General features: G+C 68.2%; 23 protein-coding genes and 6 pseudogenes. 16 read left to right on the top strand and 13 right to left on the bottom strand.

Features of this window, described 5'->3' with window-relative positions:
* The coding region (locus CW362_RS44585; protein ID WP_240657873.1) for a transposase at positions 1 to 703 on the top strand (703 nt) is incomplete at its 5' end.
* Between the two features lie 102 nt (positions 704 to 805).
* Here CW362_RS44585 and CW362_RS19590 read toward each other — a convergent pair.
* Together CW362_RS19590 and CW362_RS19585 are read right to left on the bottom strand one after the other, a co-directional pair.
* Positions 806 to 1,174, bottom strand: a complete 369-nt coding sequence (locus CW362_RS19590) for a DoxX family protein (protein ID WP_103550799.1) — start codon at positions 1,172 to 1,174, stop codon at positions 806 to 808.
* Positions 1,175 to 1,242: 68 nt separating this feature from the next.
* Entirely contained in the window at positions 1,243 to 1,695 is a 453-nt protein-coding gene (locus CW362_RS19585; RefSeq protein ID WP_103550798.1) for a nuclear transport factor 2 family protein, read from the bottom strand.
* A 134-nt stretch (positions 1,696 to 1,829) separates the two neighbouring features.
* Here CW362_RS19585 and CW362_RS19580 point away from each other — a divergent pair, with 134 nt between their 5' ends.
* Complete coding sequence (locus CW362_RS19580) at positions 1,830 to 2,717, top strand: LysR family transcriptional regulator (RefSeq protein WP_103550797.1); 888 nt, start codon at positions 1,830 to 1,832, stop codon at positions 2,715 to 2,717.
* A 587-nt stretch (positions 2,718 to 3,304) separates the two neighbouring features.
* Here the strand turns inward: CW362_RS19580 and CW362_RS19575 are convergent.
* Positions 3,305 to 6,109: a helix-turn-helix domain-containing protein gene (locus CW362_RS19575; protein ID WP_240657871.1), complete on the bottom strand. Its 2,805-nt coding sequence runs from the start codon at positions 6,107 to 6,109 to the stop codon at positions 3,305 to 3,307.
* Between the two features lie 24 nt (positions 6,110 to 6,133).
* On the opposite strand from CW362_RS19575, the gene CW362_RS44580 reads away from it, so the two are divergent.
* Positions 6,134 to 6,331, top strand: coding sequence for a hypothetical protein (locus CW362_RS44580; protein ID WP_338069069.1), 198 nt, complete (start codon positions 6,134 to 6,136; stop codon positions 6,329 to 6,331).
* Positions 6,332 to 6,406: 75 nt separating this feature from the next.
* Here the strand turns inward: CW362_RS44580 and CW362_RS19570 are convergent.
* The 3 genes and pseudogenes from CW362_RS19570 to CW362_RS44575 form a co-directional block, all read right to left on the bottom strand.
* Positions 6,407 to 6,685, bottom strand: a pseudogene (locus CW362_RS19570) (integrase core domain-containing protein); the annotation flags it as partial.
* Between the two features lie 49 nt (positions 6,686 to 6,734).
* Positions 6,735 to 8,411, bottom strand: coding sequence for a dolichyl-phosphate-mannose--protein mannosyltransferase (locus CW362_RS19565; RefSeq protein WP_240657869.1), 1,677 nt, complete (start codon positions 8,409 to 8,411; stop codon positions 6,735 to 6,737).
* A gap of 428 nt (positions 8,412 to 8,839) precedes the next feature.
* Positions 8,840 to 8,977: pseudogene (locus CW362_RS44575) on the bottom strand (IS630 family transposase); the annotation flags it as partial.
* A gap of 145 nt (positions 8,978 to 9,122) precedes the next feature.
* Here CW362_RS44575 and CW362_RS19555 point away from each other — a divergent pair.
* Together CW362_RS19555 and CW362_RS45655 are read left to right on the top strand one after the other, a co-directional pair.
* A pseudogene (locus CW362_RS19555) lies at positions 9,123 to 9,532 on the top strand (transposase); the annotation flags it as partial.
* Between the two features lie 69 nt (positions 9,533 to 9,601).
* A protein-coding gene (locus tag CW362_RS45655) for an IS630 family transposase (protein ID WP_420856873.1) occupies positions 9,602 to 10,662 on the top strand; the annotation gives its coding sequence in 2 pieces (ribosomal slippage) (positions 9,602 to 10,049 and positions 10,049 to 10,662; 1,062 coding nt in all).
* 31 nt (positions 10,663 to 10,693) lie between these two features.
* Here the strand turns inward: CW362_RS45655 and CW362_RS19540 are convergent.
* Positions 10,694 to 11,347 (bottom strand): class I SAM-dependent methyltransferase, encoded by a 654-nt coding sequence (locus tag CW362_RS19540; RefSeq protein WP_103550794.1) that lies wholly within the window; start codon positions 11,345 to 11,347, stop codon positions 10,694 to 10,696.
* Between the two features lie 123 nt (positions 11,348 to 11,470).
* Between CW362_RS19540 and CW362_RS19535 the strand changes: the two are divergent.
* Positions 11,471 to 12,279 (top strand): annotated as a pseudogene (locus tag CW362_RS19535) (IS3 family transposase); the annotation flags it as partial.
* A gap of 101 nt (positions 12,280 to 12,380) precedes the next feature.
* Positions 12,381 to 13,088: an organomercurial lyase gene (gene merB, locus CW362_RS19530; RefSeq protein ID WP_103550793.1), complete on the top strand. Its 708-nt coding sequence runs from the start codon at positions 12,381 to 12,383 to the stop codon at positions 13,086 to 13,088.
* 154 nt (positions 13,089 to 13,242) lie between these two features.
* On the opposite strand, the gene CW362_RS19525 is transcribed toward merB, so the two are convergent.
* On the bottom strand, positions 13,243 to 13,620 hold the full coding sequence (locus CW362_RS19525; protein ID WP_376454472.1) for a PaaI family thioesterase: 378 nt from the start codon (positions 13,618 to 13,620) through the stop codon (positions 13,243 to 13,245).
* Between the two features lie 131 nt (positions 13,621 to 13,751).
* Positions 13,752 to 14,369 carry a LysE family translocator gene (locus tag CW362_RS19520; RefSeq protein WP_103550791.1) on the bottom strand — a complete coding sequence of 206 codons (618 nt, stop codon included), beginning with the start codon at positions 14,367 to 14,369 and terminating at the stop codon, positions 13,752 to 13,754.
* Between the two features lie 111 nt (positions 14,370 to 14,480).
* Here CW362_RS19520 and CW362_RS19515 point away from each other — a divergent pair, with 111 nt between their 5' ends.
* Together CW362_RS19515 and CW362_RS19510 are read left to right on the top strand one after the other, a co-directional pair.
* Complete coding sequence (locus CW362_RS19515) at positions 14,481 to 14,933, top strand: Lrp/AsnC family transcriptional regulator (protein WP_103550790.1); 453 nt, start codon at positions 14,481 to 14,483, stop codon at positions 14,931 to 14,933.
* A 181-nt stretch (positions 14,934 to 15,114) separates the two neighbouring features.
* Positions 15,115 to 16,020 (top strand): recombinase family protein, encoded by a 906-nt coding sequence (locus CW362_RS19510; protein WP_240657868.1) that lies wholly within the window; start codon positions 15,115 to 15,117, stop codon positions 16,018 to 16,020.
* On the opposite strand, the pseudogene CW362_RS19505 reads toward CW362_RS19510, so the two are convergent.
* Positions 15,960 to 16,561, bottom strand: a pseudogene (locus tag CW362_RS19505) (IS5 family transposase); the annotation flags it as partial. The gene CW362_RS19510 and the pseudogene CW362_RS19505 overlap by 61 nt on opposite strands.
* Before the next feature lie 122 nt (positions 16,562 to 16,683).
* On the opposite strand from CW362_RS19505, the gene CW362_RS43340 reads away from it, so the two are divergent.
* Positions 16,684 to 17,001 carry a hypothetical protein gene (locus tag CW362_RS43340; protein WP_162684131.1) on the top strand — a complete coding sequence of 106 codons (318 nt, stop codon included), beginning with the start codon at positions 16,684 to 16,686 and terminating at the stop codon, positions 16,999 to 17,001.
* 419 nt (positions 17,002 to 17,420) lie between these two features.
* Here CW362_RS43340 and CW362_RS19495 read toward each other — a convergent pair whose 3' ends face one another.
* Both CW362_RS19495 and CW362_RS19490 read right to left on the bottom strand, forming a co-directional pair.
* Positions 17,421 to 18,605 (bottom strand): PP2C family protein-serine/threonine phosphatase, encoded by a 1,185-nt coding sequence (locus CW362_RS19495; RefSeq protein WP_103550787.1) that lies wholly within the window; start codon positions 18,603 to 18,605, stop codon positions 17,421 to 17,423.
* A gap of 220 nt (positions 18,606 to 18,825) precedes the next feature.
* Positions 18,826 to 19,836: a hypothetical protein gene (locus CW362_RS19490; RefSeq protein ID WP_103550786.1), complete on the bottom strand. Its 1,011-nt coding sequence runs from the start codon at positions 19,834 to 19,836 to the stop codon at positions 18,826 to 18,828.
* A 117-nt stretch (positions 19,837 to 19,953) separates the two neighbouring features.
* On the opposite strand from CW362_RS19490, the gene CW362_RS19485 reads away from it, so the two are divergent.
* The 6 genes and pseudogenes from CW362_RS19485 to CW362_RS19455 all read left to right on the top strand — a co-directional run bounded on the left by CW362_RS19485 (position 19,954) and on the right by CW362_RS19455 (position 24,859).
* On the top strand, positions 19,954 to 20,610 hold the full coding sequence (locus CW362_RS19485; protein WP_103550785.1) for a TetR/AcrR family transcriptional regulator: 657 nt from the start codon (positions 19,954 to 19,956) through the stop codon (positions 20,608 to 20,610).
* 384 nt (positions 20,611 to 20,994) lie between these two features.
* The gene (locus CW362_RS19475) at positions 20,995 to 21,759 is read left to right on the top strand and encodes a hypothetical protein (RefSeq protein WP_162684130.1); all 765 of its coding nucleotides are present in this window, start codon (positions 20,995 to 20,997) and stop codon (positions 21,757 to 21,759) included.
* Between the two features lie 960 nt (positions 21,760 to 22,719).
* Positions 22,720 to 22,899 (top strand): hypothetical protein, encoded by a 180-nt coding sequence (locus CW362_RS44570; RefSeq protein ID WP_240657867.1) that lies wholly within the window; start codon positions 22,720 to 22,722, stop codon positions 22,897 to 22,899.
* A 517-nt stretch (positions 22,900 to 23,416) separates the two neighbouring features.
* Positions 23,417 to 23,770, top strand: coding sequence for an IS110 family transposase (locus CW362_RS45650; RefSeq protein ID WP_376454448.1), 354 nt, complete (start codon positions 23,417 to 23,419; stop codon positions 23,768 to 23,770).
* A pseudogene (locus CW362_RS19460) lies at positions 23,761 to 24,057 on the top strand (hypothetical protein); the annotation flags it as partial. The gene CW362_RS45650 and the pseudogene CW362_RS19460, both read left to right, overlap by 10 nt.
* A complete protein-coding gene (locus CW362_RS19455) occupies positions 24,038 to 24,859 on the top strand; it encodes a hypothetical protein (protein ID WP_103550782.1) in 822 nt (273 codons plus the stop codon). The pseudogene CW362_RS19460 and the gene CW362_RS19455, both read left to right, overlap by 20 nt.
* Positions 24,860 to 25,050: 191 nt before the next feature.
* Here CW362_RS19455 and CW362_RS19450 read toward each other — a convergent pair whose 3' ends face one another.
* Positions 25,051 to 25,911 (bottom strand): alpha/beta fold hydrolase, encoded by an 861-nt coding sequence (locus CW362_RS19450; protein WP_103550806.1) that lies wholly within the window; start codon positions 25,909 to 25,911, stop codon positions 25,051 to 25,053.
* Between the last annotated feature and the right edge of the window lie 348 nt (positions 25,912 to 26,259).

Genomic DNA, 26,259 nt, shown 5'->3' with positions numbered 1-26,259 from the left:
CCACCGCCGCCGCGCCCGCGCCGGCCAGATCCCCGACACCCCGCGGAACACGCACCCGGCCCATCACACCACCCCGCAGCGCACCCCCGCCGCCGTCCACACCCCGGCCCCAATACGCCCGGGCAGCGGCCCGCAGCACACCCCCGCCGCCGCCACCGAAAACCACGGCACCAGCCCCGGACAACGGCACGACAGCAAAAACCCCCACTCCGCCGAGAACCACGCACACCGCATGTCCACGAAACCCTCCCCGCACAACCGGGCAACCGGACAGGCCGGCACACACCCGATCCACCCGGCCCCGAAGACGACGCACAAAGACAAACACTTCGCCGAGAAGGACGTACAGACCGTCCCAGCCAAACGGAACTACGGCGCGAAATGGCCGAAGGCGGCGAAGAAGATCACCGACGAGGTGGACGAGCTGCTGGCGTTCTACGACTTCCCCGCCGAGCACTGGATCCACCTGCGCACGACCAATCCCATCGAGTCCACCTTCGCCACGGTGAAACTCCGCACCAAGGTCACCCGCGGCGCCGGCAGCACAGCCGCCGCCCTCGCGATGGTCTTCAAGCTCACCGAAGCCGCCCAGGAACGCTGGCGCGCGGTCGCCGCACCCCACCTCGTCGCACTCGTGCGCGCCGGAGCCGACTTCGAGAACGGTCACCTCGTCGAACGCCCCGGGGAACCAGCCGCAGCGTGACCCACCTCAACCGACTCGCAACTCTTGACGATTGCTCTCGTCGGCGCGTGCGATGCATGGTCACAGAGGTGGGAAGAGCTTCACCGACCGCGCGGGCCGTGCTCAGGCGGCGAGGTGTCCCCCCGCGATGAAGGCCGCGAGCACGAGATAGATCGAGTTCACCATCACGAGCTTGAACTGGCCGAGGCGGCCATGGGTGACCATCGCGCCGACCATCAGAAGGGTCCAGCACAGAGCGGTCACCGGCACCATGACCGGTGCGATGTCCAGCGCGGCGGGCAGGATCAGGCCCACCGCGGCGAGCAATTCAAGGATTCCGAGAGCCTTGACGAAGCCAGCGCTGGCATTTCCGGTCCACTCGCCGCCATGCTGCGCGGCCAGCTTCTCCTTGGGGATGAACGTCTTGGTGATGCCGCCGAGCAGGGCGACGGCGGCCAGCAGCCCGGCAGTGATCCACAGTGCGAGGTCCATGAGGTACTCCTGATCTGGATAAAAAAGGGGGGCCTGATCGTTCGGTTCCGGGCCTGTCGCGCGTCGCGCTAGCCCCGGGGAGCTGCCGGCAGCGGCGAGCCTGCCAGCGGGGTGGAGTCCAGGTACCTGACCTCGTAGACGCGTTCGCTGAACCTCCAGCCGTCCGGGGTGCGCTGGTAGCGGTCGTGGTAGAGGGCGTAGTTCAGGTGGGAAGCGCCGTCGCGCATCCGCCCGAATTCCTGGACGTACGCGCGGCCGGTCGCGGTGTCACCGTCCAGCCGGATGACGCCTGGGTGAACGTTCTGCACGAAGGACTCCCAGAGCCCTTGCCCCCACTCGGCCCCGGCACGGATCTGCTCCCGTCTGATGAACTCCTTGTCGATGTGCGGCCACCGCATCACGCCCCGAGGTGTGAACAGCGATGCAACGCGGTCGAAGTCACGCATCATCACCGCGTCGGTGAGCTCGGCGCGCAGCGCCTCGATCTCGACTCGATCGGCGATCGCCTGCATGGCGCCCATCAGTTTCCCCTGCCTTGTCGATGCGTTCGTCAGGCATGTGGCGCCTGTGCGGTAGTGGTGTACTCAGCATCGATGCAGGTCAGCGGCGGATCAATGTAGGGTTCGCGCAGAGATCCATAACATGGGGGTTATCCATGGAGCTGCGCGACATCGAGATCTTCCTGACGTTGGCCGAGGAACTACACTTCGGCCGCACCGCCGAACGGCTCCACGTGTCCCAGGCCCGCGTCAGCCAGGCCATCGGGAGACAAGAACGGCGTCTCGGCGTGGCCCTGTTCGATCGCACTAGCCGGCGCGTGAGCCTGACTCCTGTCGGCCGACGCCTCCGTGAAGACCTCCAGCAGGCCCTCGACCTCCTCCAGGCGGGACTGGCCCGCGCCGAAGCGGCCTCCCTGGGCGGCCAGACCCTGAGGCTGGGCGTCTTCGGCCACGCCGGACACGAACTACGCCCACTCGTCGACGCGTTCCTCGCTCGTCACCCCGGCTGCGATGTCCTGTTCGGCGAAATCAACGGCAGCGACCCGTTCACCGCCCTGCGCACCGGAGACCATGACGTGCATGTGCTGTGGCTGCCCGTTGCCGAACCGGACCTCACCGTCGGTCCCACCGTGCTCACCGGAGGCCGCGTGCTGGCCATATCGACCAACCATCCGCTGGCCGATCGCGGCAGCGTGTCCCTGGAGGATCTCGCCGACAACCACGTCGTCGACCTCGGCCCCGAGGCCCCCGAATACTGGGTATCGGCCATGGTTCCCACGCGCACGCCACTCGGCCGCCGCATCCCCCGCGGGCCCGCCGCACGGACCTTCCACGAGATCCTCTCCCTTATCACCGCCGGACACTGCGTCCACCCGCTCGGTGAAATCGCCGCCCGCTACAACAACCCCCCTGGCATCGCGTTTCTGCCCATCCACGACGCCCCCACCATCCAATTCGCCCTGACGTGGCGCTCCAACAATGACAGCCCCGTCATCCGTGCGCTGGCCCAAACCGCCGCCGACCTCGGCCCCATCTCCCTGTGACCAGGGGGGACTCTTCCAACCTCCCTGCCCCCGTGTCGCAACTCTCCGCCGTCGTGGCAGGGGTCAGCATGGTGAGAACACTGGTCCACGCACGCACTGGCGCCAGCCCCACACTCCTGCACGAGTAGACGCTGGGCGACACGGACGGTGCAGCCCGCCACATGAGCTGTCTAGCTGCACCCTGATCCACAGGAATTGACAGTTGCTCAAGAAGACCGCACCTCAGGCGAAGCTGCCCACACGCTTGACGAAGAACATAGAGGTACCTCCCGCCAGCGACGTCAGGACAGGGGTGTCTCCGTCATCTCTGGTACTGGCTGGTCATCAGACGTATGAGTCATGCGGGAGTTCAGCAGCATGCCTGACAGCTGTCCGAAAGATGTACAGGCATGTTGGTGATGTCCGGGATGAGGACATCTGCTTCCACAGCCCTCGCGGGTCAGTCCATGTCGCCCTCGTTGACACCACTTCTTGGCCCCAGAGATGAGTCTGAGCGAGGAGCGATGATTCCTCACGGGTTTTCTGCGCAGGCTTCCAGTTCATCCACCGACGGCAGATGCGTCTCGTCCTGGCTTGTAGCGCGTGGATCATTGCCATCGGGGCGTCGGCGCACCGTCTGGGTCCAGGCCATACGGCCAAAGTCTATGAAGCACTTTCGCCTCGGGCAGGAATGCCACGGTGCCAGAGTAGTCGTGATCGGCGGCTTGCCGGGCCAGGGTTTCCGCGCCCTGCCGGTCCCCGGCCCTCTCCCGCCGCTCGGCCAGGCGGAACAAGGCGTCGGTGTCGCCGCGGTCGGCGGCCTGCCGATAGAGGAATTCGGCGCCCTGCCGGTCCCCGACCCCCTCCAGTCCCTCGGCCAGGCGGAACAGGGAGCTGATGTGGTAATGGTCGACGACCTCCCGGCGGAGGAATTCGGCGCCCTGCCGGTCCCCGGCCTCCTCCCGCAGCCTGGCCAGGCGGAACAAGGCATCGGTGTCGCCGCGGTCGGCGGCCTGCCGGGCCAGGGCTTCCGCACCCTGCCGGTCCCCGGCCCCCTCCAGTTCCTCGGCCAGGCGGAACAGGGGCCTGGTGCCGCCGCAGTCGGCGGGTTGCCGGTCCCCGGCATCCACCTGAAGCATGCCCAGGCGGACCAGGGCGAAGATGACGCCATGGTCGGCGGCCTGCCGGTAGAGGGCTTCCGCGCCGTGCCGGTCCCCGGCCCTCTCCCGCCGCTCGGCCAGGCGGAACAAGGCATCGCTCTTGCCGCGGTCGGCGGCCTGCCGGGCCAGGGCTTCCGCACCCTGACGGTCCCCGGCATCCTCCCGTCGCTCGGCCAGGCTGAACAAAGCGTCGGTCTTGCCGCGGTCGGCGGCCTGCCGGGCCAGGGCTTCCGCGCCCTGCCGGTCCCCGAACCGTTCCCGCCGCTCGGCCAGGAAGCACAGAGTGTCGGTGTCACCTTGGTCGGCGGCCTGCCGATAGAGGGCTTCCGCGCCCTGCGCATCTCCGGTCTTCTCCCGTAGCTCACCCAGGTAGACCAGAGCGTGGGTGCTGCCGTAGTCGGCGGCCTGCCGGTAGAGGGCTTCCGCACTCTGCCCGTCCCCGGCCATCTCCCGCCACCCGGCCAAGCGGACCAGGGCGTCGGTGCTGCCCTGGTCGGCGGCCTGCCGGGCCAGGGCTTCCGCGCCCCGCCGGTCCCCGGCCTCCTCCCGTAGTTCGGCCAGGTGGACCAGGGCGTCGGTGCTGCCGTGGCCGGCGGCCTGCCGGACCAGGGCTTCCTCACCTTGGCGGTCCCCGGCCTCCCTCCGCAGCCAGGCCAGGTGGAACAGGGCGCGCTCGCTGCCGTGGTCGGCGGCTCGGCGCTGGAGGTGGTGGGCCCATTGCAGGCGGTGACGTTCCTCGGCTGCCTGGGTGAGGTTGTCCAGATCATCGGGGTGGGTGAGGTGAGCGTGGGCGGAGTGCCAGAAGGAGGCTGGCGGGCACAGATGGGTGCGGGAGGTGCGGCCGTGTTGTTCCAGGTAGTCGGCGAGCCGGAACACCGGCCCCGCCTGTTGCCGGGAGGGTGGGTGCGTAGCTGTGGAGGGGGTGGGTGGACGTCGTGGGGGTCGGGGGGTGGTGCGGCGCAGGGGTGCTTGTTTGCCATGGACGGGTTCCGCGAGTTCGGCGAAGGCGGTTTCGGCCCAGTTATCCGTGAGCTGGTCGTAGTCGTACTGGCTGAGATAGTCGGTGGCGGCGTCGGTGAGGAAGGCCTGCGGGAGGTGGAGGCCGACGCCGAGGCGGCGTGCGTCCATCGCTGCTTCCAGCAGCGCCCTGGCCGGCGGGCTTGCGGACTGGTAGCGGGCGAGGAGTTCGGGAGCGCCGGCCAGGTCCTGGGTCATGCGCCCGTCGGTGTGAGCGCGGGTGAGGGCGTCGGCAAGCAGCCGGTCACCGCCCTTGGCGAGGGCGGCTGCCGCGGCCAGGGCCGCAGCGTCGAAGGAATCCGGGATGGTCACCGTGCGGCCACAGAGCAGTTCCCGTGCCCGGCTGTACGGGTCGTCTTCGTCAGGGGCGGGCAGAGCTGTGTACTGCTGGGCGTATTCGGGCCAGAGCGTGGCCAGCACGAGGACCGGTCCACGCTCCGGGCTGATCAGCAGGTGGTGCACGGCTGACGCGATCCGCTCGCCGGCCGCCCGGTTGCCGAGGTAGTGCTGAGCCTCGTTCAGCCACACCACCGTGCGCGGCTGGACACAGTGCAGGTCCTCCAGGGCGGCCTCCGCACGGGTCGGGTCGAAGGGATGCCACAGCCGCCAACCTTCGTCCGCGAGCGGCTGCACGGCTTCCCAGCACGCCCTGGTCTTCCCGGTCGACGAGGTGCCCACCAGGATCACGATCCGGCTGCGGCCGGCAGCCGCATCCTGCACCGCCTCGCCCAGTACCCGGTCATGCTCGCGCCGCACGTACCCGGGCAGCACCCAGGTCCCGGGTACATCCGAACCGTCAACCACCTCGCGGCGCCCTGCCGGATGAACCTCCAGATCGTGCGGCCCCCACTCCCCGATCAACCTGCCGGGCCCCGGCCGTTCACCGTTCCCGGCAGTCTCCCGCTGTAGCACCAGTAACTCTTCGACCGGCAGTTTCAGTGCACGGGCCAGCACAGCCACGGTCTGCGCCGAGGGCACTGGCCCGTCGGCCTGAAAGGCCTGCGACACGGTCGTACGCCCCAGGCCGGTGCGGGCCGCGAGCTGTGTCTTGTTCAGCCCGGACAGGGCCAGCCCGTCGTGCAGTCGCCTGCGCAGTTCGGTGAGCGCCTGATTGTCGCCGTTCTGCTCGTCGTGCACGTGCTCGCCCCCGACCCCCTGATGTGTTCGCCAGTGTTCATCTTTGTCCCGGCGACCCCCGGCGCACACCGTTTCCACGACCTTCGTCCACGTCAACACCCCATCGTGTACAGGGAGTCTGCCGTGGCCATCGCTGTCGTTCTTCTGACCCTCGGACTCGTGATCATCGTCGCGCTGTTGGTCGCGGCCGGCGCGGGCAAGCTCGCCCGCATGGATGGCGCCACCTACCCCGCCGCCCTCACCCGCGCCGCTACCGCCTTTGCCGCGGTCATCACCCTCGCCGCCGCCATCACCGCAGCCCTCACCACCCTGTTCGCCTGAACCAGATCGCAGGAGGTGGCAGGCTTCATGCCGGGATTCAGCCTGAGGTCGATCCCTGGGAGTGGACACCGGGTTTCATGCGACGAGTGACGGCGTACGTGACGTGATCAGCTGTTGTTCGAACTCGGCTGGGGTGAGGCAGCCGAGCGCGGAGTGGCGGCGGCGCAGGTTGTAGTACGACATCCAGCCGAACAGCTCCAGCCGCGTCTACGCCTTCGAGGTCCAGCGGCATCCGTGGAGCAGCTCGCGTTTGAGGCCCTGGAAGAACGACTCGGCGAGGGCATTGCCGTAGCTTGAGCCGACGCGGCCCATGCTGCGGCGGATGCCGTGTCGGCGGCAGACCTCGGCGAAGGCGGGTCGAGGACGCGCGCAGCGCCGCGTACTGGGCGGCGGGTGGCCGGGCTCAGATCCAGGTGTCGAGCCACATTCTGGCGTGCCAGTCGGCGTACGGGATCGTCTGTCCGGTGTAGACCGGGAAGAAGTAGATGAAGTTCCAGGCGATGAGCAGGACCAGCAGGCCCGCGGCCACCGCACCTCGTATGCGGCGCCCCTGAGTCGCTCCCGCAGGACCCAACAGGGCTCCCAGCATCATCGTCACGGCCAGGCACAGGTAGGGCACGAAGACGACCGCGTAGAAGGAGAAGATCGTGCGGTCCTGGTAGAGGAACCAGGGCAGATAGCCGGCACCTACCGCACAGAGGATCGCGCCGGAGCGCCAGTCACGGCGCAGCGCCCATCGGTAGAGCAGGTACACGAGTGCGCAGCACGCCAACCACCACAGGAGCGGTGTTCCCAGGGCGAGGATTGCCTGTGCGCAGCCGGCCGTCGCGTGGCAGCCGTCCTGCCCGGGTGCCGGCGACTGGTAGTGGAACAGCACAGGGCGACCGAGGACCGGCCAACTCCAGGGGTTCGACTGGTACTTGTGGGGAGTACTCAGTCCCACATTGAACTGGTAGACGGAGTGCTCGTAGTGCCACAGGCTGCGCAGCGGAGCCGGGATCCACGACCATGTGCCACCCCGGGCGTCCGCCCAGTGGCGTCCGTAGCCGTTGTCGGACAGGAACCAGCCGGTCCATGCCGTCAGGTACGTCAGGACAGCGACCGGGGCGAGGGACAGCACCGACCAGCCGAGGTCCTTACGCAGCGCCGCGCGGTAGGAACGGTGCGCTCCTGCCACGCGGCGAGCGCCGACGTCCCACAGCAGGGTGAGGATCACGAAGAAGGCGAGGAAGTACAGGCCGTTCCATTTGGTCGAGGCCGCCAGGCCCAGGCACAGGCCGGCGGCAAGCCGCCAGGGTCGCGCTCCCGTCCCGGCACGGTCGCCGGTGTGTCCGTCCGGGCGCACCCGGCCGTCCTCGTCGACCGGCAGAGCTGCCGCGAGCCGGGCCCGCGAGCTGTCGCGGTCGATGAGCAGGCAGCCGAACGCCGCCAGGACGAAGAACATGACGACGAGGTCGAGCAGCGCGGTGCGGCTCATCACGTAGTGCAGACCGTCCACGGCCATCAGCGCTCCGGCCAGGCAGCCCAGCAGGGTCGAACGGAACAGGCGGCGTCCTATTCGGCACAGCATCAGCACCGACAGCGTGCCAAGGAGCGCCGTCATGAAACGCCAGCCGAAGGGGGTGAGGCCGAAGATCCACTCGCCGAGGGCGATGACCCATTTGCCCGTCGGCGGGTGCGCGACGAAGGACCCGGTGTCGGAGAGCGGGATCACCTGCGGACCGGCGAGGATCTGCGGGTCGGAGATCTTGCTGCTGGGCCAGGTGCCCTCGTAGCCGAACCGCAGCATCGACCAGGCGTCCTTGGCGTAGTACGTCTCGTCGAACACGACCGCCCGCGGGCTGCCCAGGCGCCAAAAACGCGGCAGCCCGGCCAGGAGCGCCACCAGCAGCGGCCCGCCCCACTGCGACCAGCGCGCCAGCCGGCGCCCCGCTGCCGGGGAGAACCCGAGCGTGCGCCAAAGCCATGACCCGGGTTCGGGAAACGGCACGACCAGGCGCTCGCGCACGGACACAGACGGACGCCCGACGTGCCCGAAGTCCCGCAGCCGCCGCTCCCAGGAGGCCGGCCGGCCATTCACCCCCTCCCCTGACTCGTCGACCAACACGGGCGTTTTCTCATGGATCACTGGTGAGCCTTCTCATGTGGAGGACAGGACGAGCGGGAGCAACTGTCCGGCAATCGGTGGTCGGTGGTCGTCACGCCGGCTCAGGCCGGCCCTCGCTGACCGCGACTGCCTGAACCCGGACAAGACGCAGCCTGGAGGGGGTTGAGGCCGACACCGGCCCGAGCGTTGAAGAACGGTGCGTTATCGGCCCCCTCTTGCGGCCAAGGCGGAACGGGCACACGACGGAGCAGGCAGGAGACGGCGCCGGACCGACGTGGCAAAGGACAGAACAAGCCCGCCGCGCCCTCACGTTGGACACGAAATTCACCTACCAGGAGCGATCGGAGTCCCCGCAGGTTCCACATTTCCCGAACCGGTAACCCACTTCGGCGCAAACCGTGCCGGTGATCGCCCGCCGAAGCGAGCAGCATCATCGCCCGCCGGTAGCGCACCGAGTTGGTGCTGCCCCGGCGCACGATCTGCTGCAGCTTCTGCCCTTCCTGATCGGTCAGTCTGCGCACGCGCACAGGCTCGGCCACCACACCTCCAGCAGTCGGAATGAACGTCACCGCCATCCAACCGCCCAACCGTGAGCCCGGTGAACCTTCTCGGTCAGTGTGAGGCTGATCCTTTGAAGTGGACACCCTGACAATAGATCTTGATGGTCCAGGGAGGGATGTCCAGATGGGACGCCGGTCTCCGTACCCGGAGGAGTTCAGGAAGGACGCCGTCGCGCTCTATCGCGCCGCGGGCGGCAAGCGCACGTATGCGGCGGTGGCTGCTGATCTCGGTATCACAGCCGAGTCGCTGCGGACGTGGGTCCGCAAGGACGCGTCCCAGGCGGCGCCCGAACACCGCGACGTCGGCGGGAGCGCGGTCGAGGAGTTGGCCCGGCTGCGAGCCGAGAACGCCCGGCTGCTGAAGGCAGAGAAGGAGTGGCACTCGGAGCGCGAGATCCTGCGCCGGGCAGCCGCCTGTTTCGCCAAGGAGGTGAAGTGACGATCCGCCGCTGGGACTTCATCTCCGATAACCGCGCCGACTTCGCCATCAAGCGGCTGTGCCGGGTGCTGGGCGTGTCCAGCTCTGGCTACTACTGAACTTGAATGGATGATGTCGGGCTGTTCACCGGACAGCGTGCCAGTGGGTTCGATGGTCCTGGTGGGGTGAGATATCCGCAGGGTGGTGGCTTGACCGACGCTGAGAGGACGGCTCGAGAGCGGGTCCGGCTGCAGGCCGTGACGGGCTTCGAGGGCGGGGATAAGAACCGGGAGATCGCTGCCGCATTGCGGGTCTCAGAGAGGTCGGTGGAACGCTGGCGGCGCCAATGGCGTGAGGAGGGCCTGGACGGGGTGGCGTCGAAGGGATCGCCTGGCCGTCCTCGACTGTCGGACATCCAGATAGAGAAGCTGGAGCGGGAGTTGGAGCGTGGCCCGCTGACCCACGGGTGGTCCGACCAACGGTGGACGCTGGCTCGGGTAAAGACGATGATCGGCCGCCTGTTCCACGTCTCGTACACCGTGGAGGGCACGTGGCGGCTACTGAGACGGCACGGCTGGTCATGGCAGCAGCCCGCCCGCCGCGCGATCGAGCGAGACGACGACGCGGTGGAGCTGTGGAAACGGGAGGTCTGGCCGCGGGTAAGAGCACCGCGGCGGTCAACAACGCCTGGGTGGTCTTCGAGGACGAAGCCGGCCAGTCGATGACGCCGCCGCGTGCCAGGACCTGGGGCCGCCAGGGCAGCACTCCAGTGATCAGCGTGCGCGGACGTGGCTCGGGCCGCGTCTCCATGGCGGGGACGACCTGCTACAAGCCCGGCGAGCGGTCCCGGCTGATCTATGCGATCCGTGAGTACCGGGGCCGCAAGGACGAACCGAAGGGCTTCGGCTGGAAGGACTACCGCGACCTGATTCTCCGCGCCCACACCCAGCTCGGCAGCCCGATCGTCCTGGCATGGGACAACCTGCGCATGCACCTGGTCGCGCCGCTGCGCGAGTTCTTCGAGGCCAACACCGACTGGCTCACCGTGTTCCAGCTACCCACCTACGCCCCCGGCCTCAATCCGCAGGAGGGGATCTGGTCGCTGGTCAAACGCGACATGGGCAACCTCGCCGCTGCTGACCTGGGCCAGATCACCCGCGCCGTCAAATGCAAACTCAAGATGATCCAATATCGCCCGCACTTGATCGACGGCTGCCTTGCCGGCACCGGCATGACCCTCGACTGACGGATGCAGGACCCTCGTCCGTAATTCGCGCTCAGTCGAGTGTGTTGCGGGAGTCCTTCGCCTGGAGCACGAGAGAGCTCCACCGGACACTGTCGCGGCCGTGGAGATCGGAACGCTCGCTGCTCAGGAGCGTCTGCAGGCCGTGTGCTGCCCCCAGCTCGACTGTCTCAGCAGCGGACACGTCGAACATGTGACGACCATCGGGCACAGGCCCGTGACGGAGGTTGACGAAGAACCGGCCGTCAGGCATCAGCAGGGCGGCAATCCTGGCCATCGCCAGTCCACGTTCCTCGGCGTCCAGGTGCATCCACACCGCAGTGGCGAAGACCGCATCGAACCGACCTGGACACTGGTGAAGCGCAAGGATGGGGAGAGCGTCGTCAACCCACTCGATGGCGCTGCCTGCATGGATTTGCTGTCCGTGTCCCCGCAGCTCCGCCGTCGGCTCGACAGCCACGACGCTGTGCCCCAGGGCTGCCAACGCGGCAGCATCGCGGCCCGTGCCTGCGCCGATGTCGAGGATCCGGGCAGGCTCGACGGGTACCAGGCTCAACACGTCACGGTGGACTTCGCCGAAGGTGACTTCCTCGTACTGGACCGCCAGCACGTCCGCCGCCCGCGCATACCCAGCGGTTCCCCTGACCCGGCCGATGTCGTCTCCGACGGAGCCCAATCGATCACTCATAGCCGAAGCGTACCGACCTGCAGAATTTCAACATCACCTTGCCATGTGGCCCTGGCTGCTGGAGTACTCCAGCAGCCGCGGAGCCCGACATCACCAATTCAAGTTCAGTACCGGCACCAGGACACCGTCCAGGCCCGTGCCGAGCGCCAGGCCGAGGAGCTGCGACGGTCGCCGAGATCCGCGCCATCCACACCGAACACCACGGCGCCTACGGTGCCCCGCGTATCCATGCCGAACTCCGCTCGCGCGGGCGGAAGATCAACCGCTGGGGGTACCCCCGCTTGCGGGGGAGCGTGACCCGGCTGATGCGGATCAATCACGTCATCGGCCGGCATCTGCGGCGCAGGAAGCGCACCACGATCGCGGACAAGACCGCCCCGCCCGCCCCAGACCTGGTGATGCGCGACTTCACCGCGCAGGCACTAAACACCAAGTGATGCGGCGACATCACCTATATACCCGTGGGGTCCTCGTGGCTGTATCTCGCCACGGTGATCGACATTTGCTCGCGCCGCGTGGTGGGCTGGTCGATCACCGACCACATGCGCACGTCCCTGGCGACGGACGCGATCGAGACGGCCGTGGCCGCCCGCGGTGGTGACGTACACGGCGTGGTCCTCCACACCGACAGGGGAGCGCAATACGTCTCGGCCGCCTTCGCCGAGGTCTGCCGCCGACACGGCATCCGCCGCAGCATGGGCCGCGTCGGCTCAAGCTACGGCAATGCCCTCGCCGAGTCGTTCTTCCAGGGCCTCAAACGCGAGCTGCTCCACGGATGCCGCTGGACCTCGAAGGCGCAGACGCGGCTGGAGCTGTTCGGCTGGATGTCGTACTACAACCTGCGCCGCCGCCACTCCGCGCTCGGCTGCCTCACCCCAGCCGAGTTCGAACAACAACTGATCACGTCACGTACGCCGTCACTCGTCGCATGAAACCCGGTGTCCACTCCCAGGGATCGACCTCATTCAAGCCCCTGCCCCTGCCCAGGGCGCACGCTGGACTTATCGCCTCCATCAGCGAAGGAACCACACGCATGACCGAGAACGCCTCGACAGCTCCGGTGAGCCCCGACGAGACCGAGGGGGTGCGCCTGGCCGTCTACCACGGATTCGCCGGCACCGGACGTGCACCGAGCGTGCCGGAGCTCTCCGCGCTCACCGCACTCGCCCCCGACCGGGTACGCCAGGAACTGCGCACCCTCCACGCACGCCACGATCTGGTCCTGGACCCGCAGGACGAAGACCGGGTCGTGATGGCCCATCCCTTCGCCTCCGTGCCGCTCGGTTTCTCCGTCATGGGGACGCGGACCCTGTGGTGGGGTGGCTGCGCCTGGGACTCGTTCGCTCTGCCTCACCTGCTCAAGGACGAGCCTGACGTGCTGGTCGCTACCCGCTGCCCGGCCTGCGACACCCCGCACGCCTGGGTCGTCGGCCGCGAGGCGCCCCCGAAGGGCGACCAGGTGGCCCACTTCCTCACCCCCATGAGCCGGGCCTGGGACGACGTCGTGCACACCTGCGGCAACCAGCGTCTCTTCTGCTCCACCGACTGCGTCGACACCTGGCTGCACAGGACGGGGAACGAGCGCGGTTATGTCATGGATCTGCCCACGCTGTGGCGCTTCGCCAGCGACTGGTACACCGGACGCCTGGACGCAGGCTATGTCCGCCGCCACCCTGCCGCCGCGGCCTCCTACTTCGCCGAAGTCGGCCTGCACGGCTCTTTCTGGGGCCTGCCCGACTGAGATCCGCCCTCCGTCCTGAGCTCAGCGCGGACCCATGCCCGGCCAAGCCCCCGGCCATGACAGGCGCAACATCTGGGCCGCACGTGGTGCCGGGCGGCAGCCGTGTGCGGGCAGCGTGTCGGCGCCGGGAACGACGGTACGACCGGCTGCGCCGTTACTGGGCGGGCCTGGCCACGCGGATCAGGGTCTGCTGCCCGTTGGCGACTAGCATGCGCGCCCCGTCGCCCTGGACGCCGTAAACCTCCAGCTGGCAGACGGTCAGGGTGCGTCCGGGCTTGAGGACGGTGCCGATCGCCTCCAGGTGTTCGCCGGCGGCCGGCGCGAGGAGGTTGATCTTGTACTCGACCGTGAGGACCTCGGAGTCCTCGTCGAACAGCGTCAGCGCCGCGTAGCCGCCGGCGCTGTCCGCGATGGCGCTGGTGGCGCCGGCGTGGACGTAGCCGTGCTGCTGGGTTACCTCAGCCCGGGCCGGGAGCACGATGTGGACGCGGCCCGGGCCGATGTGGGTGAGGCGGGCTCCGAGGTGGGTCATCAGGCCCTGCCGGTCGAAGCTGTCCTGGACTCGCTTCTGGATCGGCGGGCTCGCCTGCTCCTGGGGCTGCTCTGCCACGTCTGGGCTCTCCTTCGTGTCCGTGTCGGGTGAAGCGGGGCGGGAACGGCTACTCAGACGGCGAGGCGTTCCACCAGCAGGAAGGCACCGATGGCGATCATCATGACACCGCTGGCACGGGTGACGGCCCGGGCGGCCGAGGGCCGGGTGCTCAGCACGGTGCGGGCCAGGACGCCGACCGCCAGGTAGACGACGGCGCACGCGGTCAGGTGCACCGTGCTGAGCAGCCCGGTCTGCGCGGCGACAGGCCAGCCCGTGGCCGGGTCGATGAACTGCGGGAACAGCGAGAAGTACAGCAGCAGCGCCTTCGGGTTCAGACCGCTGATCCCGAAGCCCTTGAGCATGACCTGCAACTGGGAGGCGTCCGCGCTCTCTCTTCCGGCCGTCGGAACGGACGGCTGCCGCAGCACGCCCCAGCCCAGCCACAGCAGGTAACCGGCCCCCGCCGCGGTCAGGGCGGTGAGCGCGGCAGGGGAACTCGCCACGACCACCGCAAGGCCCGCTACAGCTACCAGCGCGTACGCCATGTGACCGGCGATGAGACCGGTGACCGCCGGGACGACCGAGCGCCCCCGCAGCCCGGCGGAGATCGCGTAGGCCCAGTCCGCGCCGGGCGTGAAAACCAGCAGCAGGTCCACGGCCAGGAAGGCCGCCAGCGTTGTCGTGTCCATCGAACGTTCCCTCTCGCACTTCTTGCTCTGCAGGGAACGCTAGGCGGGATCGGCCCGAAGGTGTTTGCTTCTTTACCCCATGATCCCGACATCCGGGGGAGAATCTTCTCTATGGATGCCCTGGATCGGAAGATTCTTACCGAGCTGCAGCTCGACGGCCGTCTGACCGTCACCGAGCTGGCCGCCCGGGTGCAGCTCAGCGTCTCCCCCTGCCATCGCCGGCTGCGCGACCTCGAGCGCGAAGGCGCGATCCGCGGTTACCGTGCCGTCGTCGACCCCGCCGCGGTCGGCCTGAACTTCGAAGCGGTCGTCTTTGCCACCCTGCGCTGGGAAGATCCCGACACCGTCAGCACCTTTGAGGAAGCCGTGGCCGCCGTTCCCCACGTGCTCCAGGCGCAACGCCTCTTTGGCGAGCCTGACTACCTGCTCCGCGTCGCCACCGCCGACCTGTCCGCATTCCAGCAGCTCTATGACCAGAAGCTCGCCCGGCTGCCCGGCGTCCAGCGCCTGACCTCAACCATCGTCATGAAGAACGTCGTCCAGGACAGACCTCTGCCCGAGTAGCCACGGCCCCGAAGACAGCCTGTCGTCAAACGATCGCTTGACGACAGGCAGGCGGCGTGTCCAATGAACCCGTGCAATCCGGGGGTTCGCGGCGGCCGGAATCCAATCAGATCCGATGGTGATTGCTGACAGGGTTTGACGACAGATAGGGTCCGGCCCTCTGTACGGAAGGGGCCCTCCGGTGGCCAACCTGGTCTACAAGCGGGTCTCGACGGACCAGCAGTCCACCGCCCGACAGGACCTCGTCCTGGCCGAGGCCGGGATCGAGGACCCGGTCGTCTTCGAGGAGGACCCAGGCACCTCCAGCCGCCTCCACCCGCTCCAGCGCCCGAAGTTCGGCGAGCTGCTGACGTACGCGCGGCCGGGCGACACCGTGCACATCTCCGAGATGTTCCGCCTCGTACGCGGCACCGGGCACATCCTCGACGTGCTCGACGTCCTCCACCGCGACCAAGTGGCGCTGCGCATCCACGACGGCGCGTTCTCCGCGATGGACCTCACCGCCCGCCACCCGCGCACCGGCGAGCTGCTGTCCACCGTGAAGTTCATGGTGCAGACCCTCGCCGCCGCCGGCGAACTCCAGCGCGACCTCCAGCGCGAGCTGACGTACGACGGACTGCGCGCCGCCGAGGCCAAGGGCGCGAAGGGCGGGCGCCGCCCCGCCGTGGCGAAGACCGCCGGCGTGCGCACCGCGTACCTGGAGGGCCGCTCCATCGCCGCCCTCGCTCGCGACCACGGCGTCAGCCGCGGCGCCATCCGTACCGCCGTCGCCGACCTCCTGCCGACCGCACCGCGCTCGACCAGGGGGTGCCCGTACGGCGAGGCCAGGGCTACACCCTGCGCGTCAGCGCCGTCCCCGCCGTACACCGCCAACTCCTCGCCCGCTGCCAGCCGCTCGACGGCGGCCAGGGCCTTCCCGCAGTGCCAGCCCAGCGCAAGGCCCGCCGCGAGTACGAGAACAGGGTCAGCGCACTCGCGCCTGACCATGATCGTTCTCACCGATAACCGCTGTACCGATGTCTCCCGAGGCCGGGGAACGCGGATCTTCTCCAGGACGGACATGAACTGGGTGCAGTCCGCCCGCTGACCTGGCGTAACGATCACGGACAGCGGGCGGCAGCGGCCGTCCGCGCTCAGGTGCAGCTTACTGGTGAACCCACCCCGCGAGCGGCCCAGGCCCTCACCTCCCGCACCACCTCCACCAGGCGGGCGACCAGGCTCTGCCACGGCGTCTCGGTCTGGTGTTCCACCCCTGAGGCCCCCTTTGATCTCGGGGCCGGCGGTGGGTCGGTGCGGGCGCCAGCCGCATGCTGATGCGCGCGGACGATGGTGGAGTCGACCGAGATGTCCCAGTCGATCTCGCCTGCGGCGTCGGCCGCGGCCTGGACCTGCTGGAGCAGACGTTCCCAGGTCCCGTCCGCCGACCACAGGCGGTGGCGTTCGTAGACGGTCTTCCATGGACCGAACCGTTCGGGCAGATCGCGCCACTGCACCCCGGTCCGCACCCGGTGCAGGATCCCGTCGATCACCTGTCGGTGATCCCGCCACCTGCCACACCGCCCGTTGCTGACCTGCAGGAACGGCCGCAGCCGTTCCCACTCGACATCCGTCAGATCGCCCCGCCCCATGTCCACATCAACGACACGGATCCGAAGCAGTCACATGATCGGCCGGACAAGTCCTAGGTGACCTCGCCTACGACGCAACGTACGACGAAGACGGCCCGGGAGCACCTGACGATGTCGCCGCGGTGCGTGCCATCCTCCCGCTCATCTACGAGGCAGCGCAGCCGTACCTTGCTGATCCGGACCTTCTGATCCGGGAAGCTGCGGTGCACGCAGCCGCGATGACGCTCGCCGCGCCTGAACTGGCCGTACACATTCCGGAGCTCGTACCGCTGGTACGCAGCACTCTGAGCAACAGCGAGTACCGGGTTTACCGGTACCTCGCTAAACGGTGCCTCGTGACCTGGGGCGTAGAGCCCGGCCCTCTTCCCGACCCATGGATCTCGGATCCCGAAGCGATGGTTCCCTGGGAGGAAGGCTGCTCCGACGACCCACCGTTCTGACCCAGGAGGCGCCGCGACGCACCGGGCGTCACCGAAGGCAGTTCCGCCGAACTGCCTGACCGGCCAAGTAGACCTGACTGGCCGCCGTGGCCATGGCTCCCAGCGAGAGGGCTACGGGCCTTGCGAGTCCGTCAACCATGGCCCGCCGGGTTACGTAAGTCATCAGACTCCGCCGACCGCATGATCAAGCTCACGGTGTGTGCCACGGCCGTGCCAGAAGGGGCGGGGAACAGCGGGGAGTGGCGGGCATTGGCGTGGTCCGGGAACGAGAACGGCCCCTGACCAAACTTGCTGGTCAGGGGCCGATTCCCTTTAGGGTGGCGGCGCCAGGATTCGAACCTGGGAAGGCGAAGCCGGCAGATTTACAGACCGCGTGGAGGGCGGTCCTTGAACTGCGGCAGGGCGGCCCACAACGACCGCTACCCCACGCCCGCCCCTCCGGAAGGCGGCTTCGGCATAGAGCCGACAACGCTTTCGCCGCTGAGCCGGTCAGCGAGGATCATCGCCACATCGTCCGCCAGGTCGCCCTCGTTATGGCGGATCAATGCCTGGTGCAGTCGCTCCAAGAATTCTGATGGGGCGGTAGCGGCGTCTATCCCTTCCACGGCCTCCGACAGAGCGAAGAACTCGCCGTCGTGGTTGCGGGCCTCGATCACGCCGTCGGTGTACAGCAGCAGACGGTCACCGGGAACGAACGGATAGCTCTCGGGCTTGACGGAGAGGTCGGTGGCGAGGTCTTCGAGACCGAGGGGCGGCAACGGCGAGAGCGGCATCAGTGCCGTGGCGCTGCCCAAGTGCAGCAGCAGCGGCGGTGGATGCCCACGGTTGACCAGCTGCACCACGGGTTCGTCCGGCACCTGCGCGATGAGCGCCGTGACGAACCCCTCCAACAGAACGTCCTGGTCGTACGCGCCCGGCGTGGCGATTTCCCGTCGCAGCGCGGCCGCGCAGTGGTTCATGACCTCCACGAGATCGTCCTCGTAGTGCACGGCTTCCCGGAACGCGCCCAACGCCACCGCGACGGCGCGCACGGCGGTCAGTCCCTTGCCGCGGACATCCCCCACGATCATCCGGACGCCGTACCGCGTCTGCACGGCCTCGTACAGATCACCGCCCACCTGCGCCCCCGTCCCCGCCGCGAGGGACAGGCTTCCCGTGAGCACTGGGCCCAGCCGGGCGGGTACGGGCCGCAGCACGACCTCCTGTGCCGCCACGGCGATCCGCCGAACCTGGTCGAGCTCTCTCTGCCTGCGCGTCTGCACGGCGCTGCTGGTGATGAAACTAGCTGCGGAGACCAGGAACAGGGCCAGGAAATTGGTGTAGACCTGAAGGGTGCCCCAGGCCCCGTTGTAGGTCGCGGTGATCGCGCTGATCGCCAGCGCCAGAACCGCCGCCGCAGTGGTTCCCTTGGGCCCCATCGTCACTGCCGCCAAAGCGGGGACCGCGGTGAGAAAGGGCCCGGTATAGATGAAGTGCGCAGGCGTGAGCTCGATGACCAGCACGGCCAGCGCGATCAGGAAGGGCACACACTGCATCAGCGTGAAGAGGACCCGGCTACGCCGCCCCGCCCCGGGCGGAGGCGGCGAGCGCAAAAGCGACATCATGGCCCAAGCCTGCCTTGCCGAAGCCCTCGGCTCCACTCCGCTGCTGGGCAGTCCAGAGGTTGGCCCGGCCGCTTTATCGAGCGTTGGCGCCCAGCCATCAACCCACCACAGCAGATTTACAGACTCCGGCCACCTGCTTGATCGAAAGACGGCAGCGCAGAGCCTTCCCCGTTGTGGTGCAGTGCAGATCCCGAGCCGTGGTCACCGTGCGCCGGGCCGGTCACCTCCGATACCGCTGTGCCACTGCCGCGAAGGCGGCCTTGGGTTCCCATTCCATGTCGGGGTAGGCCTGTCCTCGGCGTCCTTCGAGGAGTTTGACGATGCCCAGGCCTGCCCGGTCCAGGTCGTCCCGGGGGTCGCCGTCCGGGCGGTACGGGTAGCCGGACAAGGCGAACAGGAACACGAACGCGCTGTCCACGCCCTCGGTGTCGAAGATCTCCAGGAGTTCGCTCAGATACGCGGCCTGGCCGGCCTCGTCACGCTCGTATATGCCGTTCAGTCGTACAGGGGCCTTGGTCCGCGGATCATGCTCGACCACTTCCAGCACGCGCCCGCCGCGGTCTCCCGCGCCGCGGTAGGCCGCGGTGCCGAACCCGGTGACGGCGAGCGCCTTCGGGCCTTGGGCCAGGGTGCGCACCGCGTCCCGGAACCGGTCGGCGACCTCGGCGGAGCGGATCAGCTCGAACGTCACGATGTCGAAGGGGGTCCAGTCGACCTGTTCGAACTGGATGGATGCGTAGGTGAGCTTGCCCTGGAAGCGCTCGCGGACCGTGGCAGCGACCTCGTGGAGGAACGCGTTGATGCGCACGCCGAGCTCGCGCATCGCTTCGGCCCGCCGCTCGGGTCGGCTCATCAGCTGCTCGACCCGCTCCTCGGGGCTCCCTCCGGGCAGGAACCCGCGGTTCATCACGCTCAGCTCGACCCCTGCGACGAACACGACCGTGGCTCCCCGCCGCCGGAGCCGTTCCGCTCGCCCGGCACAGTCGCGCAAAAGCGTGAGGATCTGCTCCGGGTCCAGCTCCAGCGGGTAGGGCGAGAACCAGACCTCCAGGCCGAGTTCGGCGGCGGCGCCCGCGGCCAGCTCCAGTCGGTCCGGGTCGCCGCCGATGATCTGGACCGCATTGCAGTGCAGGTCGTCGCGGATGACGGCGAGCTCACGCCGGACCACCGCGGGGTCGAAGCGCTCGCGGGACATCCGGCCGCGCACGACGAATCCGGTGTCGTAGGTCATTCCCCTTGCCCGCATGATGCCGTCCCCTCTGCCGGTCTCGGTCGGGCCGAGACTGACAGTAAAAGTGCGTGCACGCAAGTTTGCGTGCACGCAGTTCTGTGTGGAACGCTGGGCACCGTGACGACACCACCGCCAGGGCTGCGGGAGCGGAAGAAGCAGGCCACCCGAGAGGCGCTACGCGAGGCGGCCCTGCGCCTGGCCGTGGAGCGCGGGCCGGACCAGGTGCGGGTCGAGGACATCGCCGAGGCGGCCGGGGTCTCGCCACGCACCTACAACAACTACTTCGCCAGCCGCGAGCAGGCGATCGTCGCCGCTGTCACCTCAGGCCGGGAGGCGCGGATCGCGACGGCGGTCGCGGCCCGGCCCGCAGGAGTGCGCCTGGCGGACGCTGTCACCGAAGCAGTGGTCGAGCAGTACACGAACACCGGTGAGCACGAACAGCAGGCGCTGCTGCTGATCACCACCCGGACCGCGCTGCGCGACGCCTTCCTCGACACAACCGCCGACATCGAGCCCCCGCTCACGGCGGTGATCGCTGAACGCCTGGGTGACACCGGAGCGCACACAGCCCGCGTTCTCGCGGCAAGCGCGGCTGCGGCGGTTCGCATCGCGCTGGAAGGCTGGCTCCGGCCGGCCGGGAACCCGGAGGCCGCCGAGAGTTTCGGCGCCGGAGGACTCGTCGTGCCCTCCGGCTCGCTGCCCGACCGGCTCCGCGCGGCGCTGGCCCCGCTCGCGCCCGCATTCGACGCCGCCGAGCGACGTACTCAGCTGTGAAGCCGACCCGACTGAGGCATCCGCTGGACGAACAGTAGATCCGAAACATGCCGGCGCACCCGGCCGCCGTCATCCTCACCTCAGCCGAGTCAACATAGATGACGCCTCTGCAGGTCGCGATCTGCAACTGGAGTACCAGGGTGCCTCCGCAGGCCGTCCTCGGCTCATGCATGGCCCATTGGGGAGGGATCCCTCCCCTGCGGGCTTCCTGACGGCCGCGCGGATCCCGGGCACCGTACCGGCTTCTCCGCCTCGCGGGAGGCGGGGATTGTCTGATGCCCCGTTGTGATGCGCGGGTGTACAACCCCGTGCGGATGCCGGCCGTCTGTAAGGAGCTGGAGGGATGTGCCTTCGGTGCCTTTCCGTAAGGAGATTGGGGATCAGGTGGGGAAGCAGGTCTGGAGAGCCGTCGTGGCCGGTGGTGCGGTAGCGGTGTTCACGGCCGTGGCCGCGGCGCCGGCCGGGGCGGCCGAGGGTGGGGTCTCCTTCACCCGTGTCCGGGTGAATGGCGGCAAGTCGATTGTGATCGGGGTGTCGAACGAGGTCGCGGTGCCCGCCTCCTTCAGGATGACGACCACGCACAAGTGGAAGTGGCCGGCGGTGTTCCTGTACCGCGGTGGTGCGGGTGATCGGCTGTGGCACGCCGTCGAGACGAGCGACTGCATCAAGGTGAGCTCGGGCGTCTGCGACTTCAACGAGACGATGTACTTCGATCCGAGCGTGTGGGACATGCACAACAGCGAGGCCGGGGTCTGGAAGGTCGGGGCCGAGGTGTACTTCGAGGGCGACGGTAGCGACTTCGACGACAAGGGTCTGACGGTCTACGTCAAGCGCAACTCCCGCCTGACCGTGAACGCATCGCCCGAACCGGTGTCCAAGGACAGGACCATCACCGTGACCGGAAAGGTCACGCGGGCCAACTGGGAGACCAGGAAGTACGCCTCCTACGGAGGCCGTCTGGTGAGCCTGCAGTTCAAGCCTGCCGGCACCGCCTCCTACACCACGGTGAAGAAGGTGTACGCGAACGGCTCGGGTGATCTCAGGACGACCCTGAAGGCCTCCAGGACGGGTTCGTGGCGCTGGGTGTACTACGGCAACACCACCACCGGGCCGTCGACGTCGTCCGGGGACAACGTCGTGGTGAGGTGATGTCCGCGGTGCCGGCGGGCTGGTGGGGGCCGAGCCGGCGGTAACGGCTGCGGACGGTAAAGGGTGTCGGGTCCGCCGCGATCGTGGCGGACCCACGCCTTGCGCCGGCCGACCGCGAGCGAAGAGGCCGTGCCGGGCCCGTGTCAGATCGTGCGGGAAACCATGGGGAAAACCGGGGAACCAGCTGGCCTTGTCCCGGGCGCCGATATCGCTCAGCAGCAGGTCAGCTTCGGAACAAGCCCCAAATCACCTCAGCTTCCCAAGCTGATGGCATTGAGTGGCGATGGGCAATCGCTACTGAGGGAACGCCGGCCGAGGGAGCGACGAGGGCCGCGGCGATAGGAAGGTGGGCAACCACCCTCGGTTCGGCGGCCAGAACTGCCGCTGCTGCGTGACGACGCCGACGCACACCTGCGGATCTGGCAGGTGAAGCCGTGAGCGGTCAGCGGGTTGTCAGTAGTGCCACCGATTGGCGCCGGCCTCATAGTCGCAGGCGATCTCGCGTCCTGCTGCGTCCGTAGTCGTCGCCCCCACGTCGATGTCCCGGCAGAACTGGCCGGCTTGGTAGCAGTTACCGGCGTTGGATCGGATGTCGCACAACTCCGTCGTGCTGGAGCCGTCCGAAATGCGGGCACGTGTGCCTCACTTCGAACATGCTTCCCCTCCCGTGACCTGCACATATTAAGGCTGTACTTGTACCTTCTCCTGCTTGAACGGCCGAGGGTCTCGATCCGCGGCTTGTGCGGGCGATCGGGTTGTTGCGGATGCCGCGGAGCTGTTGTGCGTGTCGTCATACCTGTCCAACGAGCAGCCCTGGGGACGACGCCATCGCGATCTCCGACGGCGCCGGCCTGACCGAGAAGCTGCTGCAGTTCGACACCGCGCAACGCATCGCCGCCGTCGCACGGGCCGGCTTCAAGCCCACCCCCGCGAAACGGCGACTCGCCCGCCGTCCACTACGTGCTCGTCAACGGCACCCCCGGCATCCTCTTCGTGATCGGCGACCAGGTCATCGGCGCCGTGACGTTCGACATCACAAGAGGCAAGATCGCAACGGTGCGCGGCACCGCCACCTCCGCCCGCCTGACCGAAGACTGGAGGCAGCGCGAACCGGACACGCCGCTCATCACCCAGTGGTGAGTCCCTCGCCGACCGCCGTCCGGCGCAGCGCCCGCGTTCACGGCCACAAGCTCGTTGAACGGCTACTACCCCACCTGGGCGGCTGGGGAGATCAACTCAGCAGGTCCGTCCAACCCGTGAGCACAGGGGGGATTTTCAAGGTTCTGACCGTGATTCCGTGAATGATCTTCCGCTCCGTAGTCGATGGCCGGCCACGCGGTGGAGTTCCCGTAGCCACTGCTCACCGAACCGGTCCGGCTTCGACGTCTCTCTTGGGCTTGCCGGGCCATACCCGGCCCAGGTCCGCCCGTGTCAGGAGGGCGACTCTGGAGCGGCCTCGACGAATCTCGACCGCAGCAGATGCGTTTCCAGACGACAAGTGGTCATCGGCCACGGCCAACGCGTCTCGCAGATGAGCTGCATGGCCAACGCGCGTCCAGGCATGCTGATCGTCCAGCGTCCGGACATGGTAGGTGTCCTGCTGATGGGGATCATCGAGCATGCGAACGTCGGACCATGAGACGGCAAGGACCAGTCGTTGCCGGTCGAGCACTTCAACGCGGTCGGCGATCCCCTTGCGGATCCACAAGCTCGCTATGCCGGCGGCTTGGGCCAGTCCCTTCGCCCCTGTCACGTCCAGAAGGTTCGGGCGGTCCGCGGGTCGCGTGACATCGCGCCGAAATTCGTACATCAGCTCATCAGAATCTATGCGTCCTCCTTCTCTATCATCGCCGGCCAGACACGCATCCGCCGCGATCTGCACCCTTTACGCTCCGGCGACGAGACGGTCACCGACCTCAATATCCTCACCGGTCGACGCACGGACCTGGTCGCCGACCGCCCCCGCGCCGTGAACCGGCTCCGCGCCCAGTTCACCGACATCTTCCCCTGACCGCCGGAATGCGTGAGTTCATCGACGGGAACGCCCACTGGCTCACCGTCTTCCAGCTGCCCTCCTACGCGCCCGACCTAAATCCGCAGGAGGATATCCGGTCGCTCGTCAAACGGGAGATCGGCAATCTCACCGCCGCCCATCTCGGGCAGATCACCCGGGCCCTGAAGCGCAGGCTCAAGCAGATCCAGTACCGCCCCGACCTGGTCGACGCCTGCCTCGCTACCACCGAACTCATCCCGGACGACCGAGCGGTACCTTGCCGCCATGTGCATCTCGACAGGTGAGGCCGCGTTCTCCGGCACGATCGTGTACTGCGGAAGGCAGCACCACCCGGTGCATGGCCTGATCCACGTCCTGGGCTACCAGAACACCGCCGTCAATTTGGCGGACGGACCGAACGCCATGCTGCTGCACCTGCCCACCAGGCAGCTCACCCCCAGGCACTTCCTCTCCGCTGGGCGCACCGGCGACGTCCTACGCCGCATGGTCGCCGCTGTCGAACCCGTCGCCGCCGGACACGACATCGCGTGGATGAGCGCGGAACCGCAGCCCGTCCAGGTCTTCGACCATGACATCTACACGGTGCTCCTGGCCACCGACCCCACCGCGGTGCCCACCGCGCTGTGGCAAGTGCCGCTGCACCGCCGCCCAGAGCTCGACCCGGACCTCCTGCGCTTTTACGCCGACCACTTTCCTGACCACACCATCGCCGTGTGCTGCTTCGACAACACCGACGCGCAACGCGCCAAGCCCTTGCTGCTGTGGTATCCGCCGCTCGACCCCGACCAGTTGACCATGCCGGCCTTGGACAGCCACACCGGAGCGGCACCGGACCTCGACGCCGCCGTGACCGTGGACCACTGGGTCCTGCTCTCCACCGACCAAGCCCCTGCCAGCTGGGGTGAACCCGTCGACTACCCCAGGAACATGCGCCACAGCCTGCGCGCCTTCCTTCCCACCGCAGTTGTGGGCCGGTACTACGGCGAAGGGCAGACCCTGCCCAACGGAGACTTCACCATCAGCCACCGGAACCTTCTCACCGGCGACCTTGACCGCATCGAGCGCCTGCAACCGACTCGCCGCTGACAAGGCACAGGGAGCGTTCCGACGCCGACGATCTCGCTGACTTCTGCGAGCGGTTGGTGCCGGCCTGCGGGCAGCGCTGATCCATGCTCGACAGCAGCAGCGACCACCGTCATCCGCTGTCGACCATGAGGTTCCTTGGACACCACCTCGGCCATGGAGACGCATGCCGTTTCAACGCCGGACCGGGGTAGTCAGCGGGCGAAGAAGTCGCCCAGGGCGGCGGAGAGCGGGCCGGGGGCTTCCTCGGCCACATGATGACCGGCGTCGATACCGTGGCCCCGGACGTCATCGGCCCAATCGCGCCAGATGGCGCGCGGGTCGCCGTACAGGTCCTCCAGGTCGTCCCGTAGCGACCACAGCACCAGGACGGGACAGTCGATCCGTGCACCCCGGGCGCGGTCCGCCTCCTCGTGCCAGCGGTCCACCGTGAGTCCGGCGCGGTAGTCCTCCAGCATGGCGCGGACGACGTCCGGATTCCTGGTGGCGGCCCGCCACTCGTCGTAATTCTCCTGCCCCATGATCTCGAGGTCGCCGCGGTACCAGGCGTCGGGATCGGCGTTGATGACGCGTTCGGGAATCTCCGGCTGAGCGAAGAAGAACCAGTGCCACCACGCAGTGGCGAACCGGGCATCCGCACGGCTCAGGTGCTCGCTCAGCGGCAGGCCGTCCAGAAACGCCACCCGGTCCACCACAAAGGGGTGGTCCAGCACCAGCCGGAGCGCCACGGCGGCCCCACGATCGTGACCGACGAGCCCGAAGCGCTGGTGCCCGAGCGCCTGCATGACCTCAACCATGTCCTTGGCCACGGCACGCTTGGAATGCGGGACATGATCAGAAGCAGGCGCCGGACCGCGAGAGCGCCCGTAACCACGCAGGTCGGGGCATACAACGGTGAACCCGCGCCGCACCAGCGCGGGCGCGACCCGGTGCCAGGTCGCCGACGTGCGCGGGTGACCATGCAACAACAGCAGAGGCGGGCCCTCGCCCCCGTACCGAACGAAGACGGAAGCCTCACCGGTGCGCACCGTCCTGGTGGCGAACTCCTCGAACACGAAGTACCCCTCCCCCACTCCTGAGCCCGGCCCGCAGTACCCCATCTCCCCGCCTGCCCAGGATGAGTCCCGGTACGTCATCTGGACGGCCGAGAAGCCAGAGCGCTGATGCTGACGCAGCCCAAGCCAGGGCTCTGGTCACCCTTCCCGGGGCTCACATCCGAAAGTCCGAGGGCGTCGGCGCACAGCTGGCAGCACTCCCCGGTTCCTTCCGCGTCTCCAGAAGCTCATGCGTCCGCATGAGCTGTGCGGCGGTGATTACGTCGTAATCACTCGGCGCGTGCAGACCTCGCGAAAGTATCGGTTCTCAAGACGCTGCCCCGCCTGGAGGGCCCGCCAGTAGGACGC

Origin of the sequence: Streptomyces populi, assembly GCF_002911015.1 — a bacterium.
Lineage (GTDB): Bacteria > Actinomycetota > Actinomycetes > Streptomycetales > Streptomycetaceae > Streptomyces > Streptomyces populi.
This window is presented reverse-complemented; position numbering and strand designations above follow the sequence as displayed.

What these genes read in the sequence shown, in the direction of transcription:
- CW362_RS19590 (WP_103550799.1), bottom strand. Translation starts at nt 1,174, where the DNA reads ATGGACCTCGCACTGTGGATCACTGCCGGGCTGCTGGCCGCCGTCGCC.
- CW362_RS19455 (WP_103550782.1), top strand. Translation starts at nt 24,038, where the DNA reads ATGTGCATCTCGACAGGTGAGGCCGCGTTCTCCGGCACGATCGTGTAC.
- CW362_RS19525 (WP_376454472.1), bottom strand. Translation starts at nt 13,620, where the DNA reads ATGACCCACCTCGGAGCCCGCCTCACCCACATCGGCCCGGGCCGCGTC.
- CW362_RS19540 (WP_103550794.1), bottom strand. Translation starts at nt 11,347, where the DNA reads ATGAGTGATCGATTGGGCTCCGTCGGAGACGACATCGGCCGGGTCAGG.
- CW362_RS19520 (WP_103550791.1), bottom strand. Translation starts at nt 14,369, where the DNA reads ATGGACACGACAACGCTGGCGGCCTTCCTGGCCGTGGACCTGCTGCTG.
- CW362_RS19490 (WP_103550786.1), bottom strand. Translation starts at nt 19,836, where the DNA reads ATGACCTACGACACCGGATTCGTCGTGCGCGGCCGGATGTCCCGCGAG.
- CW362_RS19580 (WP_103550797.1), top strand. Translation starts at nt 1,830, where the DNA reads ATGGAGCTGCGCGACATCGAGATCTTCCTGACGTTGGCCGAGGAACTA.
- CW362_RS19585 (WP_103550798.1), bottom strand. Translation starts at nt 1,695, where the DNA reads ATGGGCGCCATGCAGGCGATCGCCGATCGAGTCGAGATCGAGGCGCTG.
- CW362_RS19495 (WP_103550787.1), bottom strand. Translation starts at nt 18,605, where the DNA reads ATGATGTCGCTTTTGCGCTCGCCGCCTCCGCCCGGGGCGGGGCGGCGT.
- merB (WP_103550793.1), top strand. Translation starts at nt 12,381, where the DNA reads ATGACCGAGAACGCCTCGACAGCTCCGGTGAGCCCCGACGAGACCGAG.
- CW362_RS19515 (WP_103550790.1), top strand. Translation starts at nt 14,481, where the DNA reads ATGGATGCCCTGGATCGGAAGATTCTTACCGAGCTGCAGCTCGACGGC.